This window comes from Anaerolineales bacterium (assembly GCA_003105035.1).
Lineage (GTDB): Bacteria > Chloroflexota > Anaerolineae > Anaerolineales > UBA4823 > FEB-25.
Map to the genome: position 1 here is coordinate 70027 of PQAL01000010.1, position 16884 is coordinate 86910.

At 54.3% G+C, this 16884-nt stretch carries 14 protein-coding genes; 6 read left to right on the plus strand and 8 right to left on the minus strand.

Features of this window, described 5'->3' with window-relative positions; genetic code table 11:
* Positions 1 to 20: 20 nt before the first annotated feature.
* The 3 genes from C3F13_05045 to C3F13_05055 all read right to left on the minus strand — a co-directional run bounded on the left by C3F13_05045 (position 21) and on the right by C3F13_05055 (position 3627).
* The gene (locus C3F13_05045; GenBank protein PWB55089.1) at positions 21 to 848 is read right to left on the minus strand and encodes a hypothetical protein; all 828 of its coding nucleotides are present in this window, start codon (positions 846 to 848) and stop codon (positions 21 to 23) included.
* 66 nt (positions 849 to 914) lie between these two features.
* Positions 915 to 3134, minus strand: a complete 2220-nt coding sequence (locus tag C3F13_05050) for a polyribonucleotide nucleotidyltransferase (GenBank protein PWB55090.1) — start codon at positions 3132 to 3134, stop codon at positions 915 to 917.
* A gap of 226 nt (positions 3135 to 3360) precedes the next feature.
* Positions 3361 to 3627 (minus strand): 30S ribosomal protein S15, encoded by a 267-nt coding sequence (locus C3F13_05055; GenBank protein PWB55091.1) that lies wholly within the window; start codon positions 3625 to 3627, stop codon positions 3361 to 3363.
* Between the two features lie 341 nt (positions 3628 to 3968).
* On the opposite strand from C3F13_05055, the gene C3F13_05060 reads away from it, so the two are divergent.
* Entirely contained in the window at positions 3969 to 4886 is a 918-nt protein-coding gene (locus C3F13_05060; GenBank protein ID PWB55092.1) for a 4Fe-4S ferredoxin, read from the plus strand.
* 58 nt (positions 4887 to 4944) lie between these two features.
* Here C3F13_05060 and C3F13_05065 read toward each other — a convergent pair whose 3' ends face one another.
* From C3F13_05065 to C3F13_05085, 5 genes are all read right to left on the minus strand, one after another.
* On the minus strand, positions 4945 to 5748 hold the full coding sequence (locus tag C3F13_05065) for a hypothetical protein (protein ID PWB55093.1): 804 nt from the start codon (positions 5746 to 5748) through the stop codon (positions 4945 to 4947).
* A 74-nt stretch (positions 5749 to 5822) separates the two neighbouring features.
* Positions 5823 to 7256: a proline--tRNA ligase gene (locus C3F13_05070; GenBank protein ID PWB55094.1), complete on the minus strand. Its 1434-nt coding sequence runs from the start codon at positions 7254 to 7256 to the stop codon at positions 5823 to 5825.
* Between the two features lie 17 nt (positions 7257 to 7273).
* Complete coding sequence (locus tag C3F13_05075) at positions 7274 to 7834, minus strand: hypothetical protein (GenBank protein PWB55095.1); 561 nt, start codon at positions 7832 to 7834, stop codon at positions 7274 to 7276.
* Complete coding sequence (locus tag C3F13_05080; GenBank protein ID PWB55096.1) at positions 7831 to 8142, minus strand: nucleotide pyrophosphohydrolase; 312 nt, start codon at positions 8140 to 8142, stop codon at positions 7831 to 7833. The genes C3F13_05075 and C3F13_05080 overlap by 4 nt, the downstream gene beginning before the upstream one ends.
* Positions 8133 to 8357 carry a hypothetical protein gene (locus tag C3F13_05085; GenBank protein PWB55097.1) on the minus strand — a complete coding sequence of 75 codons (225 nt, stop codon included), beginning with the start codon at positions 8355 to 8357 and terminating at the stop codon, positions 8133 to 8135. Before C3F13_05085 ends, C3F13_05080 begins: the two co-directional genes overlap by 10 nt.
* A gap of 72 nt (positions 8358 to 8429) precedes the next feature.
* Between C3F13_05085 and C3F13_05090 the strand changes: the two genes are divergently transcribed.
* Genes C3F13_05090 through C3F13_05110 form a run of 5 tightly spaced genes read left to right on the plus strand, consistent with a single transcriptional unit; the run spans position 8430 to position 16879 of the window.
* Positions 8430 to 11069, plus strand: a complete 2640-nt coding sequence (locus C3F13_05090; protein PWB55098.1) for a hypothetical protein — start codon at positions 8430 to 8432, stop codon at positions 11067 to 11069.
* Positions 11041 to 11541 carry a hypothetical protein gene (locus C3F13_05095; GenBank protein PWB55099.1) on the plus strand — a complete coding sequence of 167 codons (501 nt, stop codon included), beginning with the start codon at positions 11041 to 11043 and terminating at the stop codon, positions 11539 to 11541. The genes C3F13_05090 and C3F13_05095 overlap by 29 nt, the downstream gene beginning before the upstream one ends.
* Positions 11542 to 11546: 5 nt before the next feature.
* Positions 11547 to 12353, plus strand: coding sequence for a formate dehydrogenase family accessory protein FdhD (locus C3F13_05100; GenBank protein PWB55100.1), 807 nt, complete (start codon positions 11547 to 11549; stop codon positions 12351 to 12353).
* Complete coding sequence (locus C3F13_05105) at positions 12350 to 14083, plus strand: hypothetical protein (protein ID PWB55101.1); 1734 nt, start codon at positions 12350 to 12352, stop codon at positions 14081 to 14083. The genes C3F13_05100 and C3F13_05105 overlap by 4 nt, the downstream gene beginning before the upstream one ends.
* 27 nt (positions 14084 to 14110) lie before the next feature.
* Positions 14111 to 16879 (plus strand): formate dehydrogenase subunit alpha, encoded by a 2769-nt coding sequence (locus C3F13_05110; GenBank protein ID PWB55102.1) that lies wholly within the window; start codon positions 14111 to 14113, stop codon positions 16877 to 16879.
* The last annotated feature ends 5 nt before the right edge of the window (positions 16880 to 16884 follow it).

Here is a 16884-nt window from a genome sequence, read left to right on the forward strand (position 1 = left end):
CAGTGTACTTTGAAATTCTATCAACCAGCCAGGTTCTTGTTGACCTTTGCTTGTAACTCTCGATAAGCTGATGTGCTGGCAAATTCGCGGATCTGGTCGATACGCTTGATGATCATCGGGTGAGAAGCCAGTAGTTCAGCCAGGTTATTCACCAGTTCATCATCTTCTGCTTCGATATGCTGGATAGCAGCTTGCAGGCCTGCTTGTGATCTTCCTGCTGGTCCAGCTTCCAATTTGATCAAGGCTGTCAAAGCTTTGGCGGGCTTGCCACAGGCCAACACACCTGCCCTGTCAGCTGAGTATTCGCAAGCCCGGTTCCACCAGCGGAATGCCAGCTCCATGATGATACCCGCGCTGGTCGAGCTGGGAATGCCCGCCATCCCGCCCACCAGGGTGTTTAGCCAGGTGTGGCCAAGCCTGACATGTCCCATCTCGTGGCCCAGGATAAATTGGATCTCATCCTGATCCATGATCTTGAACAGGGATGAGTAGAGCACGATGGCTTTGGGGCTGTCCATCCCGAAAGTATAGGCATTGAGTTTGTTGGAGGGAACGATGAAGACATTCACCGGTTCGACTTGCAATCGAGCGGAATTTGCCTGGATCAAGGGGATTACCTCAGGTGCACTCTGAGGTGTCACCTGGGTGGATTGCGCCAGCAAGGCATGGTGATTTTGCCGGCTGGAAAGATAACCGATGATCACCACGATGGGAATGAAGATGGCACTTCCGCACACCGTGGCAGCGGCAGTAAAGGCGATCACCCCCAGCACCACCAGGATGGTCAGGGCAAGGATGAGGTGTTCATTAGGATAGCGGTACGCAGTTGTGGAAAACCTGGCAGGCATGCCATCGATTGTAGCATAAATAAAACATAACCCGTTTTCTGTTAGAAAACGGGTCTGAGTTCCAAATTAGCGTCGATCTCGCCGGTCGCGGTTGCCACCATCACGAGAGAAGCGGCGTTTGTCACCTCCACCACGTGAGCCACCTGAGGAACGGCCACCTGATGGTCGGTCGTGTTCCTTGGCTTCCTCTAAGGACCAGCCTTCGAGGACAGCCTGGCGTGAAAGGCGAATCTTTCCACCTTCATCAATATTGGTGATCATGACGGTGATCTCATCCCCGACAGATACGATATCCTCAACCTTATTGACACGCTCGGAATCGAGCTGAGAGATGTGTACCAATCCATCCTGGTTGGGAAGGATTTCAACGAAAGCACCAAAATCGGTGATGCGTACCACCTTGCCGGTATAAATTCGGCCAGCTTCGGGGACTTCCGTGATACTCTCAACCATCTCGCGGGCTTTCTCTGCTGCCGGGCCATCGGTTGCCGCGATGTATACCGTGCCGTCTTCTTCGATATCGATCTTGACGCCGGTCTCTTCCTGGATGCTGCGGATGATCTTGCCACCCGGGCCGATGACTGCACCGATCTTATCCGAGGGGATATGCAGGACAGTGATGCGCGGAGCGAAGCTCTTCAACTCAGTACGCGGGGCGGGAATGACCTCCAGGATTTTATCCAGGATGAACAAACGGGCCAGGCGAGCCTGCTCGAGTGCTTTGGACATGATCTCGGAGGTGATCCCCTTGATTTTGATATCCATCTGCAGGGCGGTGATCCCATCACGAGTGCCAGCCACTTTAAAGTCCATATCACCAAGGTGGTCTTCCATCCCCTGGATATCGGTCAGTATGGAATACTGGTCGCCTTCCTTAATTAAACCCATCGCCACACCAGCCACTGGTGACTTAATCGGCACACCGGTGTCCATCAATGCTAATGTGGATCCACATACCGAAGCCATCGATGTAGATCCATTGGAAGAAAGCACCTCGGATACCAACCGCAGGGTGTATGGGAATTCGGTTTCGGGCGGGAGGACCGGCACCAATGCGCGTTCTGCCAGAGCACCATGGCCGACCTCACGTCGCGAAGAACCGCGCAATGGGCGTACCTCACCAGTTGAGAACGGCGGGAAGTTGTAATGGTGCATGTAGCGCTTATTTTCTGTTCCGGTCAAGCTATCGATCTCCTGGGCATCCCGCGGGGTGCCAAGGGTGGCCAGGGTGAGCACCTGGGTTTCACCCCGGGTGAACAGGCCTGAGCCATGGGCGCGCGGGCTGATGCCCACCTCGCCCCAAATGGGACGGATTTCCGTCAGGCTACGCCCATCGGGGCGCAGCTGGCGTTCAAGGATGCGCTTACGCACCACTGTCTTCAGGGATTCATCGAAGGCCTCAACAACACTCGGGACGAGTGCTTCGTCCTGGGCGGTAAGCTCGGCAACGATCTCTGCCTGCAGGGTGTTGATGGCGGTGTTCAGCTCAGCCTTGGTGTGAGGGGCATCCAGGGCTTCCTCTAAACGGGCATGTGCACGCTCGCTGACATGGGTCTGGATGGCTTCAGCAAGGATGAAGGATGGGTATACCTGCTTAGGTTTGCCCACATCACGCACCATCTGCTCCTGGACATCGATCAGGGGTTGGATGGATTGGTGCCCAAAGTTCAGGGCCTCCACCATAACCGTCTCAGGGATCTCCTGGGCACCACATTCAACCATCAAGATGGCATCGCGTGTACCAGCAATACGTAGATCAAGATCTGAGCGATCTTGCTCGGAATCGGTTGGGTTAACGATGAATTGGCCATCGACACGCCCGATGCGTACGGCACCCACGGGGCCTCCCCATGGAACATTAGAAATCATCAAAGCAGCTGAGGCTGCATTGATTGACAGGATATCAATGGGATTCTCACCATCGACCGAGAACGAGTACAGGATCACCTGGACATCGTTGCGTAAGTCTTTGGGGAAGAGTGGACGCAGAGGTCGATCTGTAAGGCGGGCGATCAGGATGGCTTCCTCGGATGGGCGCCCTTCCCGGCGGAAGAACGAGCCCGGAATACGCCCGCCGGCGTACATGCGTTCTTCGTAGTCTACAGTGAGTGGGAAGTAATCGATCCCCAGGCGAACCTCGGGGCTCATGGTTGCAGCGGCAAAGATCATTGTGTCGCCCAGGCGGAGGGTGACAGCACCACCCGCCTGACCGGCAAGCGTGCCGGTCTCGAAGGTGATGGGCTTGCCACCGACCATCGAGCTATATTTTTTTGATTCAGGTTTCATTATTCAGTTTCTCCTATTTATATTGTGCCTTGCAGGTCAGAAACTGAGAGTTAGCGACAACCACGTAGAGCGGTTAAGTAAACCGCAAAACAGGGCGGATAGGTTACACCGCTCCCTGAATTATGTTGTCGTTATCCATCAATTCCCGACCTGAGGCTGGTTTTATTTATCCCCAAAAAGAGTAGATGAGAATGATTGCTTCCCATCTACTCAAGGGTGGGTCTTGCTATTTGCGGCGGATATTCAGCCGGTCTGTCAACGCTATGTAACGTTGATAGTCGTTCCGCCTGATGTAAGCCAGAAGGCGCCGGCGTTGCCCCACCATCTTGAGTAAACCACGACGAGAAGACTCATCGTGTCGATGCTCACGCAAATGTTCAGTGAGCTCGGAAATGCGGTTGGACAGTAGCGCAACCTGCACTTCGGGTGATCCAGTGTCGCCCTCATGACGGGCGAAAGTTTGCATTGTTTGTAATTTCGTTTCCTTATCCATGACATCTGCTCCAGATAAATTAGATTTGCTTCTAGCAGGTCTCCAACCAGGCAGCCTCAGCCACCTAGCGGTCTAGTCAGCGCGGGGGATTATACCATAAAAAAGGAATTGGACTTTTTACCCTAAATAATGAAAGGTGAATATGATAAAAGATTAACAAACACAGCAAAGAATGCGACCGTTAGGGAGTTATGTTGGCCGGATCGAATAGATTTCTGCTCAATGAAAAATAGCAATAAGTGAAAGTGAGGGAATCGATTCTATAAGGATGAAAAAAAGGTATCGCCTCAGATCGTAGATTGAATCTAAGGGAAACAAGCTCAGCATTTTAAAATCGGAGTATGATTAGTTTTACCCGGTTGTCTATGACCGATCGAAGGGAGGCTGTGATGTGTGAATTTTGCATGCAACATGGGGAGGGGAAGCAGTGGTACCTGCAGATGAAGAATTACTCAAACGAGTTACTGCACGCACCGATAACTGGTGAACAAAAAAAGGAAATCGGGTTTGATACTAGAATGGAGTGGGTAGATAATTTTGTAAAATGGTTTACCGTTCCAGCCTATAAAGGAAATTTCCCCAAAAGACCAAGAACCCGAGATGAATTACCTCTGGGTGATTCCCCCTCAAGAAAATTGAGTGAAGAAGAGATCCAACGGAAGAGAAAGATCGAGCACTTTGGTCAGGTCGTGCCCATCGAGGACGTGGAGAAAATATTTGCCTTGGCTGATTCGATTACGCGCATGCCTTGCGGTTGTCGTTTACAATCAACTGGCCTAACAAATCAAAGATATTGTTTTGGTCTGGGAGTTGACTTACTCCATATGCTGGGGAAATATCCTGACAGCGCAAGTTCATTGGAAGTATTAAGCAAGGATGATGCATTACGAATCGTTAGAAAGTTTGATGAAGAGGGCTTGATGCATTCGGTTTGGACAGGTGTAACGCCTTATGTTATTGGGGTATGCAATTGTGATGGTGATTGTGGTGCCTACCGAGGTTACATCCGAAACAAAGGTTTCTCCAATTTTTTCCATGCAGAATATATCTGCCAAGCGGATTCTGATCAGTGTAATGGCTGTAAAGAATGCATGAGCCAGTGCCAGTTTGGAGCTCTGTTCTACTCCTCCGCCTTAGGCAAAGTATCTATTGAGCCCAAGCTGTGCTTTGGGTGTGGGGTGTGCCGCGCTGCCTGCCCCCAGGGGGCGATAGAATTAATCCCTCGCAATTCGGTTCCAGAGGTGGTTAATGTCTGGTGAAAGATCAGAAAAATTGATCGCGTGGTAATGCTTATTCATTTATCGAAATGCTAAGCGCCTAATTGCTGGGCTTTAACGCTGCCTTTAATCCCTCCCTGGTCTCGTATGGGAAATCTCCCAGCACCTGCCGGATGAGCCAGGCTGTATCGGGATTGTCGGGAACTGTCAGGTTCTGGCGCAGCAGGTAGGCTGTTTCAGAGGGGGAGCAACGGATGAGGGCACGCACGACTACCAGGATATCAGGGCGTAAGCGTGTGGGGGCAAAACGTAAATAGGGGGTGACCATTCTGAAGATCGTCGGGAGGTAGGATTGGCCAACCTGATCGATCATGGGTGGTAGGGCACGCAGCCCGGCATGCTTGGCAGATAACTCTGGAGATGACAGCCAGGATGAAACCAGCTCAAGCAGTGGTGCAGGGGCCTCCACTTGAAACCGTTTAACCCCATGCTCCAGGAGGCCATCCAAAACGCGACGATCTAAATCGCTGGTGACCCAGGTTTGCAAGTGCTGCAAGACCAGCTCGGGGGGCTGGGTAGGCAACTGACCCAGGATGCGCGTGGCCAGGAGCTGCAAGTCATAATTCTGCTCAGACCAGAGCGTATCCGCGAGGCACAACATCTCTTGCGGATGAGGTTCAATCAGCCTGGAAAGCTCGTGCCACACTTGCCGCATGACTGGCGGCGGTGCGTTATAGGATTCGAGCAGGGATGAAGGAATGCCAGCCTGGCTCGGGCGTCGTGTATAGTCTGAATATGAATCAAGTAGGGCACGGATTGTGCGCAGAAATACATCTGGCTGATCATATTTGGAGACCAGGTCAGCGACTTGATGCTTAAGGCGGGCAGGCTGGATAGCAGGCATGCGTGCAGGTTCGGTGAAAGGAAAAGCACCCTTCTATCTAGGATGGAAACCCGTCCCTTGTGATGATAAGAGCATCAATACGCCTTACCGAAGATCACTTTCTCGGTGGCGGGCTTCCCGCAGATGATGCATTGGCCGGTCCCCGGTTCCTGTTCCAGGGGAATGCAACGTGTGGTGGCCTTCGTCTCATCCTTCACCCTGGCTTCACAGTCAGGGTCACCGCACCACCAGCTGAACGCCCAGCCCTTCTCCACAGCAGATTTGAGCTCATCGTAATCCTTCGGATCGTATGTGTGGGCACGGCGGAAAGCCAGGGCTCGCTCAAACAGCGAAGCCTGGATGGATTGCAGGGTTTCCGCCACCTGGGCTTCAAGCTGGGTATGCTCTATAAAGCTCCTACCGGCTTTGCCGGGCGTATCCCGGCGGGCGAAAGCCAGGGAGTTCTTCTCAATATCCCGAGGGCCGATCTCAATCCGCAGAGGCACACCGCGCATCTCCCAGTTGTTATATTTAAAACCAGGTGAGACCTCTTCACGAGCATCCACTTTCAAGCGGAAGCTTTGCAGCTCTTGCTCCACCCTGGATACCACGGGCATGACGAGTGATCTCTCTGCGTCATTTTTATAAATCGGCACGATGACGATCTGGTAAGGTGCCAGCCTGGGAGGCAGGATCAATCCCTGGTCATCGCCATGGGTCATGATTACCGCTCCTACAAAGCGGGTGGAAAGTCCCCAGGAGGTGGTCCAGACGTGCTGGAGCAGGTTGTTCTTATCGAGATACTGAATTTCAAAAGCCTTGGCAAAGTTTTGCCCCAGGTTATGCGAGGTTCCGGCCTGCAGGGCTTTGGTATCACCCATCATGGCTTCGATGCTGTAGGAATTATCTGCGCCAGCGAATTTCTCCGACTGGCTCTTGCGGCCTTTCACTACCGGGATGGCAGCGTCTTCAACTGCGAAATCTGCGTAAACATCCAGCATACGCAGGGTTTCTGCCTGGGCTTCCTCAGGGGTGGCATGCGCCGTGTGACCTTCCTGCCAGTAGAACTCCAGCGTGCGTAAGAAGAGCTTGGTACGCATCTCCCATCGCACCACGCTGCCCCATTGGTTGATGAGCACGGGCAGATCACGGTAGGATTTGATCCACTTGGAGTACATGGTGCCGATAATGGTCTCAGAGGTCGGGCGCACAACCAGCGGTTCTTCGAGCTTCTCACCACCCCCGATCGTTACCACTGCCAGCTCGGGTGAAAACCCCTCAACATGCGATTTCTCCTTTTCGAAGTAAGACATGGGGATGAGCAGAGGGAAGGCAGCATTGACATGGCCGGTAGCTTTAAAACGGCGGTCGAGGGCGGCAGTCATGTTCTCCCACACAGCCCAGCCATAAGGTCGAACAACCATACAGCCCCGCACGGGGGCATAATCTGCCAGTTCAGCTTTGAGCACCAGCTGGTTATACCATTCGGCGAAATTTTCCGATCGGTTGGGGAGTTTGTCTTCAGGCATGGATTAGTCCTCTCGGGTCATAATTTACCATTGGATAGCGTTTCCTGCAATTGCTTGAATGCCGAATCGACATCCGGCGCGAACGACACCCACTGGCGTTGGATTTTGGGGATGTATTCTCCCTGCTTCAGTATGAATTCATGGATCACCGACTGCCAAGCCTGCCCAATCAGGATAAGAGGGCGGGGTGGTAGGATGTTGGTTAACAGCAGGTTCCAGGTCAGAACGAGCTCGGTGAGTGTGCCAACGCCCCCAGGCAAGGCCAGGCAGGCATCGCAGTTTTCGATTAGAGTGAAGATACGTTCCTGAAAAGACGCCTTATGCCAATCCTCACTCACCCATGGGTTGGCTTTAACCGGGCGCCAGGCCTCGATCTGGTCGCAGGTGACGCCGATCACCTGGCCACCTGCCTCGGATGCGCCGCGCGACAGGGCCTCCATGGTGCCAATATATCCACCGGTGAGCAGGGTGTAGCCTGCCTGGGCGATGAGCCGGCCCAGGTGCAGGCCGTCTTGATAGGCTGGCTCACCAGGTCTGGGGTGGGAGCCACCGAAAACCGTTATGCGCATAGCCGTCATTTTACAGGTTTCTCCCAGGTGCGATGGTAGTTCTTCTCAAGTTTGGCTAACACCGCTTTTTCCAGGTCGATGCCAGCGATGCTGGCTAGCTGCAGCAGGTATAACGTGACGTCAGCAAGCTCGTCTGAGAATGATTTTGGATCCTTCAGCTCACCATCCCACTGGAAATGCTCCAAAACCTCGCCGGCTTCAAGCGATAATGAAACCGCGAGGTTCCGTAAGGTTTGCGGGCGTGGGCTGTCGGGCTCATACCAGCCCATGCTACGGACGAACTCATGCATTGCCTGGGTTAATTCAGCTATGTCCATTTTTTATCCTGATTCATGATTGCTTTCAAGGCAGCCAGGGCAGAACGGCGTTGTTCGGGTTGCCAGCCGGATTCACTGGACATGCGCTGCAGGTGTGCCAGTACAGCCTGTTGATGGGGAAGATCAAGCGAGGTATAGGCTTCCCTGATTGTTTCCGGCTGTTCCGAAAGCAGCTCATCCCATATATTTTCTAGCTTATCCTGTTCCCTGTTCATAGAATGCGCCTATTTTATCTCATTATCCGCATTGTCGATTAAAATAAACCTTGAAAGTTGGTCGATTTACCCATGCGAATCATTGTGACTCACGAACAAGCTGATTTCGATGCCCTGGCTTCATTGCTTGGGGCTTACCTGCTGGACGATACTGCTATACCGGTATTGCCACGGCGGATGAACCGCAATGTGAGAGCGTTTGTTACCCTGTATGGTGCCGAGCTGCCTTTTGTCGACCCGCATGACCTACCCAATCAAGCGGTGGAATCGGTGTGCCTGGTGGACACCCAATCGATGGTGAGTGTCAAGGGCATGGGGGCGGAGACCACCGTGCACGTGGTCGATCACCACCCGATCCGCTCAGACATCCCGGCTGGCTGGACAATCTCATGCGAGGACCTCGGAGCGACCACGACCATTTTCGTGGAAGACATGCAGGAGCGGGATGATGAGATCAGTATGATCCACGCCACAACCTTGCTGCTGGGCATTTACGAAGACACCGGTTCACTAACCTACACCCGCACGACATCGCGTGACCTGCGGGCCGCTTCATACTTGCTGCAACAACAGGCAAACCTGCGTATCATGGGTGATTTTCTCAACCACCCATTATCGCCAGACCAGCAAAGCCTGTATGATTACCTGCGCAACCACCTGGAGACGTTCCACATCCACGGGCATTCGGTGGTGATCGGCTGCGGGAGCGCCTTTGGTTTGGACGAAGAATTATCCACGGTGGCGCACAAGCTGCGCGATCTAATCGACCCAGATGCGTTGTTCCTGCTCATCTCCACCCGGGCAGGCGTGCAAATGATCGGGCGTTCAACCAGCGACCACATCGATGTGGCTGAGGTCACGTCCCGTTTTGGAGGGGGAGGGCATTCCCGGGCAGCTGCCAGCCTGATCAAAGGTAGGGATCTGGATGAGGTGCATGACGAGCTGGTGGAGCTCCTGCCGGAGTACGTCAGCCCGGCGGTGACTGTATCAGAGATCATGTCGCACCACCCCCAGGTGCTGCCTCCGGAAACCCCTGCCCAAGAAGCAGCAGACCGGATGCAGCGTTATGGTTATGAAGGTTACCCGGTGGTAAAAGAGGGCCGGGTAATTGGGTTACTCACCCGGCGCGCGGTGGACCGGGCGATCTCCCACCGGCTTAACCTGCCCGCCTCCAGCCTGATGAATGCTGGAGAAGTGATCATCCACCCCGATGATTCGATCGACCACCTGCAACGCTTGATGACCGATACAGGGTGGGGGCAAATTCCGGTCATGGATACTGAGGATCGCCAGATCATTGGCATCGTCACCCGCACCGACCTGCTGAAGATCCTCACTTCGCAGGCAATCAGGCCAGGTCACCTGAACTTTGCGGATAAACTCGAAGGAGCCATGCCACAGGCGCACTTGCTACTGTTAAAGACCGCTGCAGAGCTGGCCAATGAGCAGAAAGCTGCTCTCTATATTGTGGGCGGTTTCGTGCGTGATCTGCTCCTGGATCGGCCCAACCAGGATTTTGACCTGGTTGTGGAGGGAGATGCAATCTTACTGGCAAGGCACCTGCAGGAGCGTTACGGGGGCAGGCTGACCACCCATGCGCGTTTTGGGACGGCGAAGTGGATGATCTCCGGCATTCGCGAGAGCCTGGCCGCCGCGTTGCATCGCCCTGCGGATGCCGACGACCTTCCGGAATTCCTGGACCTGATCTCAGCCCGGACCGAGTTTTATACGCATCCCACAGCCTTGCCCACTGTCGAACGCGGCAGCATCAAGCTGGACCTACACCGGCGTGATTTCACCATCAACACCATGGCTCTCAGGCTGGATGGAAGGCATTTTGGCGACCTGCATGATTATTGGGGGGGGCTGAACGACCTGAGGGAAAACCTGGTTCGAGTGCTGCACCCACTTTCGTTCGTGGATGACCCAACCCGCATGCTGAGGGCAGCCCGCTTTGAGCAGGTCCTGGATTTCGAGATCGAGAAGCGCACCGAGGAGCTGCTCGTGGAAGCCCGCCCTCTTGTGGGTCAGCTGTCGGGTGACCGTATCCGGCACGAGCTCGACCATATCATGGATCTTGAGCAGCGGGCGATGATCCTGGAACGCTTGTCTCAGCTCGGTCTACTGGCTGAAATCCATCCTGCCCTGGTCTGGGACCAGAACAACAAGGACAACCTTGAGATGATGAGCCTGATTGAAGCTAAATCTTTACGCGGCATCCGGCTGGAGCTTAATAAAAAGAACAACCTGCGTAAGCTGGCGTATATCTTATGGTTTATCAGCCAGCCGGTTGAAAAAGCCCAGGCGATCATGCGCAGGTTACGCTACCCCTCCACCCAGGTGAAGACCGTGTTATCAGCGTGCCGGTTGTGGAAGGATCTGCCCTGGGTAGCGAATGCCAAGCTGAGCGCCATCGCCAACCGGTTGGAGGAAGTGCCACCCCTGGCTATTTACGCTAATTTCCTGGCAGCCCGGGATGATGGCATTTGCAGTAATCTGCAGGCTTATCAAGATCGCTTAAATACCATCCAACCTGGAGTCAACGGGGACGATCTGCGAAGACATGGGCTGCCACCCGGACCGATTTATAAGAAGATCCTCAGTGCCCTGCGAGACGCCTGGCTGGATGGTAAAATTGAGGACAATTTTCAGGAGCAAGCCTTCCTTGATGAGCTGATACGAAATGAAACTGGTGTCCATCCGGCAAGCTAAGAAGACTGACATGCCTGCCCTTGAATGGGATGGAGCATATTCGCACTTTAAACGGTTGTATGAGGATACCTATTTAATGGTTGAGCAAGGTGCAGCGTTGATCTGGATCGCAGAGAACAACGGCGGGGAGTTAATCGGTCAATGCTTTGTTTCGTTAAAGAGGAATCGGCCTGAACTAGCGGATGGAATTCTACGAGCGTATATCTATGGCTTCAGGGTGAAGCCGAAATTCAGGAACCAGGGGGTTGGCACACAGATGATGAGCACCATCGAAGATGACCTGCGTGAACGGCATTTCCATCAGGTGACATTGAATGTGGGGCAAGATAATAATAACGCCAGGCGCTTCTATGAACGCCTGGGTTACAACGTGGTCGGGTCAGACCCAGGTTACTGGTCATATATCGACGACAAAGGCAAGCGCATCGATATGCATGAACCTGCCTGGCGAATGAAAAAAGACCTCGGATAGCTTGCGTGGAGAATAAACCGATCAGTACCCTCTTTTATCATTCCGGCGCGTGGACGGCAGACATGACGACTGTCATCAGTGAACGTGCCGTCAGCCTGACGGTTAATAATGAAAACTGGCTGACATTCATGTGCACGCCGGTTGACCTGGAAACGCTGGCAGTTGGATTTTTGTTCAATGAAGAGATCATCCAAAGGATCGAAGATGTTGCCAGCGTGAGGGTGTGTCCTGGGGGCGATAATATCGATGTGTGGCTGAACGTACCAGCAAAAAAACCTCAAAACTGGATCCGTACCAGTGGTTGCTCTGGAGGAGAAACAAGTATTGGAAAAGGCAATCATAACAAGACTCTCCCTAGGCCATTGAACGGGAAATTGGTGCCACCTGAAAAAGTGGGTAGCCTGATACACCAGTTACGCGAAGCCCAGGACCTGTACCGGAAGACGGGTGGAGTGCATACTTCGGCGTTGAGCGATGGAGAAACACTATTTATCATCGCCGAAGATATCGGGCGCCACAACACCCTGGACAAGCTGGCTGGGCGCTGTCTGCTCCAGGATATTCGAGTGTCGAGCAAGATCATCTTGACCACCGGAAGGATCAGCTCTGAGATGATCCAAAAAGCCTCCCGGATAGAGGCCAGTATGGTGATCTCACGCACATCTCCAAGCAGCCTGTCGGTGCAAATGGCGGATGCGCTTGGCATCACATTGATCGGGTATGCCCGCCAGGAGCGATTCAACGTTTATACCCACCCGGAGAGGCTGTTATCTGTAAAGCCAGCGGAAATGGCAACAAGTGAGGTAGCATGACGAATAAGAACATCAAATACCAGCCCATTGACCCCCAGATTGAAGAACTAAGCAAGAAACACCAGGATAAGCCGGAGGCATTGCTTGAGATATTGACCGAACTCCAGGCACAGCGCGGTGTGCTTGAGGGAAGTGCTATCACCGATGTCGGCCGGGCGGTCAAGCTGCCGCCTTCCAGCGCCTACGGCGTGGCTTCTTTTTATTCGATGCTGAACCTGGAGGAAAAAGCTGAGCAAATCATGCGGGTCTGTGATGGACCGGTATGCTGGCTGTGCGGGGCAGGTGAGGTACGTAAGGGTGTGGATGCGGTTTTGGCAGGTAAGCAAGGTTGGAAAATTGAGCGCACCAGCTGCCTGGGGTTATGTGACCGGGCACCAGCCCTGCTGGTGAGTGATCAACAGGCTGGTCCTGTATCAGCTGGGGATGTACAAAGATTACCTAGCGGTTGGCTAGGGCGGGCATCCGATTACAGCCGGCCTCGCAAAGGCGAGCTGAGGGTGATGCTGTCCAAGGCTGGCATCATCAAACCCGATTCACTTGAATCAGCACTGGAACAGGGAGCCTACCAGGGCTTAACAGCTGCCCTGGGAAGGAGTAGTGAGGCAGTTTTGAGCGAGGTTGAAGCTTCCGGTCTGACTGGACGTGGAGGGGCGGGCTTCCCGGTGGGTCGAAAATGGCGCTTCGTCGCCCAGGCGAAAACCACCCCGAAGGTTATCGTGTGCAATGCCGATGAATCTGAGCCATTGATCTTCAAGGACCGGGTGCTGATCGACACCAATCCACACCAGCTCCTGGAAGGGATGGCCATTGCTGGCTATGCCTGTGAGGCGCAGGAAGCTTTTATTTATATCCGCGGTGAATATGCCAGCCAGGCAGAAAGGTTGCGGCACGCCATCTTTGAAGCCGAACAAGCCAACTGGCTGGGTAAACGCATCCAGGGGACGGAATACTCATTTGATATTCACGTGCACTTGGGTGCCGGGGCTTATATCTGCGGTGAAGAGACGGCATTGATCGAATCGCTGGAAGGGAAGCGTGGTGAGCCACGCACGCGGCCACCCTACCCACCCACCTATGGATACCACGGGTTACCGACCCTGGTCAACAATGTCGAATCATATGCGGCAGTTCCCGAGATAATCAAAAACGGCGCGGGCTGGTACCGCTCATTGAGCGCTGCGGCCACGCCTGGAACAAAGATCTACATGTTGTTAGGGCATGTAAAGAAACCAGGCTTATTTGAAGCTCCCTTTGGATTGACCCTGCAGCAGATCATCGAAGATTATGGTGGCGGGATGCAGGAAGGCTCCAGGTTACAATTCGCCCTCACCGGCGGAGCAGCTGGAACGATTGTTGGGGAAGAGCACATGCATATCCCCATCGACTATGCTTCAGGGGCTAAGGGCATCTCGCTTGGGGCAGGCGCCTTCCTGATCTGCGACCAGCGCGTATCTCCAGTGGCGTTCCTCAGGGAATTATTGCACTTCTTCGCCTCGGAATCGTGTGGGAAATGCACTCCGTGCCGGGTGGGCACTTACCGGGCGCATGCGATCCTTAATAGGATGGCGGCTGGAGAGGGGCAAGCAGGTGATGTCAATGAATTACACGCCCTGGCTGACGTGATGTTCGACTCATCTTTTTGCGGCTTGGGGCAATCGGTACCAACCCCGATGAGATCTGCCATGACAACATTTAAAAACCAATTTCTGAGGGCAGAGAATCCTGCTTAGGGGTATACCCTATCCTGGAGGATGAGCATGTCGATAAGACTCACCATCGATGGAAAACAGATCGAAGCGACGGAAAACTCCCGGCTTTTGGATGTCGCCCGGCAGAATGGGCTGACCATCCCGACGCTGTGCTATCACCGCAACCTGACCCCCACAGGGAACTGCCGCATCTGCGTGGTGGAGGTGCAGGGTCAGCGCTTCCTGCAGGCTGCCTGTGTGACCAATGTGTGGGAGGGGATGGTGGTGCAAACCCAAAGCCCCAGGGTAGTAGGCTCACGCAAGCAAACCCTGGAATTAATGCTGGCTAACCACCCACAGGACTGCCTGGTATGTGACTCTAGCGGCTCCTGCGAGCTGCAAGACCTAGCTTACGATTACCAGGTGGAAGTGCCAAAATGGGGCAGCAAGGGCACCCGTTATCCAATGGACAGCGACCCGAATCCATTCGTGCGGGTGGACTTCAACAAGTGTATCCTATGCCGGCGGTGTGTGCTGGCGTGTGCCGAAGTCCAGGGGCGTTTTGTGTGGGGGGTGGCCCAGCGCGGCTTCGAAGAAAGGATCGTGGCAGGGGCAGATACGACCATGCTGGAGGCACGCTGTGAGAGCTGCGGCCAGTGTGTGGCCTACTGCCCAACCGGGGCGCTGAGCGATAAATTATCCTATGGGCTGGGGCGGTCTCACCAGATCCATAAGGTGACCACCACCTGTTCGTACTGTGGGGTAGGCTGCCAGTTCGACCTCAATGTAAAGGATGGGAAGGTGATCGGGGTGACTTCCAACCCGAATGCGCCGGTGAACGGCATGGCCTTGTGCGTGAAGGGGCGTTACGGGTACGATTACATCCATCACCCCGACCGGTTAATGAAACCTAAAGTGCGGAAATACCTGCTTGAAGGGGGAGAGCGGACAAAAGGGGATCGAGGTGAGTGGGTGGAGGTGGAATGGGAAGTTGCGCTTGACCTCACTGCAAAGAAATTGCGAGATCTGCGCGATAAACACGGGCCAGATAGCATCGGCGTGTTCACCTCGGCGAAGTGCACCAATGAAGAAAATTACCTGATGAATAAATTCGCCAGGCAGGTGATCGGGACGAACAACATCGACCATTGCGCCCGTCTCTGACACTCCAGCACCGTGGCCGGTCTGGCCACTTCATTCGGTTCGGGAGCGATGTCAAATTCGATGAGAGATGTCGCCAACCAGGCAGCTGCCATGCTGATCATTGGCTCAAACACCACCGAACAACACCCGGTGTTCGGCACGATGATCCGTCAGGCAGTGCTCCGTCGAGGAGTCAAGCTGGTGATCGCTGATCCTCGCCGGATCGATATGGTCGATTTTGCCACCCTGCACCTTAGACAGAAACCTGGGACGGATATCGCCCTACTCAATGGATTAATGCACATCATCCTTGAGAGGGGCTGGGAAGATCAGGCTTTTATCGAGCACCGCACGGAGGGGTTCGAGGAGTTCAAGGCAGTGGTGAAAGGCTACCCTCCTGAGAAAACCGCGGAGATCACCGGTGTGCCAGTGGCTCAGCTCTACCAAGCTGCCGAGATCCTGGCCTTGAATAAGCCGATGGCAGTTATCTGGGCCATGGGCATCACCCAGCACATCGTAGGGGTGCGTAACGTGATGGACCTGGCCAACCTGCAGATGCTGCTCGGCAACCTTGGGATACCCGGTGGGGGTGTCAACCCACTGCGCGGGCAGAACAACGTGCAAGGCGCCTGTGATATGGGCGGGTTGCCGAATGTCTACCCAGGCTACCAGGCTGTGACTGTTGAGGCTGCCAGGCAGAAATTCGAGGCAGCCTGGGGAGTGAACCTATCCTGTAAGATCGGGATGACCGTCACCGAAATGGTTCCCGCTGCTGGAGAGGATAAGATCAAGGCCCTATACATCCTGGGGGAAGACCCGGTGATGAGCGACCCAGACAGCGCACACATCCGGCATTGCCTGGATACGTGTGAATTCATCGTCCTGCAGGAGATCTTCCCCTCTGAGACATCCGTCTATGCCGATGTGCTGCTTCCAGGGGTGAGCTTTGCGGAAAAGAACGGGACGTTTACCAATACCGAGCGCAGAGTCCAAATCGTACGCAAGGCAATCGAGCCCTTAGGCGAAGCGCAACCCGATTGGTGGATCATCGCAGAGCTGGCAAAACGCATGCTCTCGGTAGGCAACCGGCAGGTCAGTGGTGCGCCTTTCTCTGGCTGGAACTACAGCGATCCGGCGCAGATCATGGATGAAGCCGCAGCATTGACTCCCATTTATGCTGGGGTGAACCATGCCAGACTGGAACGGGGCGATCAGCTGCAGTGGCCGGTGCGGGATGCTACCCACCCTGGGACGGCGATCTTGCACGTAGGTCAGTTTGCCCGCGGTTTGGGAAAGTTTGCACCCATTGAGCACATTCCACCAGTAGAGATGCCTGACGATGATTACCCGATGGTCCTATCCACAGGGAGGGTGCTGTATCACTGGCATGGCGGCGAGATGACCCGCCGGGCCAAGGGTTTGTTGGAAGTATATGGGGAGGCATTAATCGAAGTCAACCCACAGGATGCCTTACAGCTGGGATTGGACGGACATAAGCGCGTGAGGGTCAGCTCACGCAGGGGAACAATCGAGGCAGAGGCCTGGATCACCGACCGGGTTCCGCCGGGCATGGTGTATGCCAACTTCCATTTCCCGGAAGCCTCGGCAAACGAGCTGACCATCGCTGCCCTTGACCCGATTTCAAAGATTCCGGAATACAAGGTGTGTGCAGTGAAGGTTAGCCTGATCAATTAGTCATG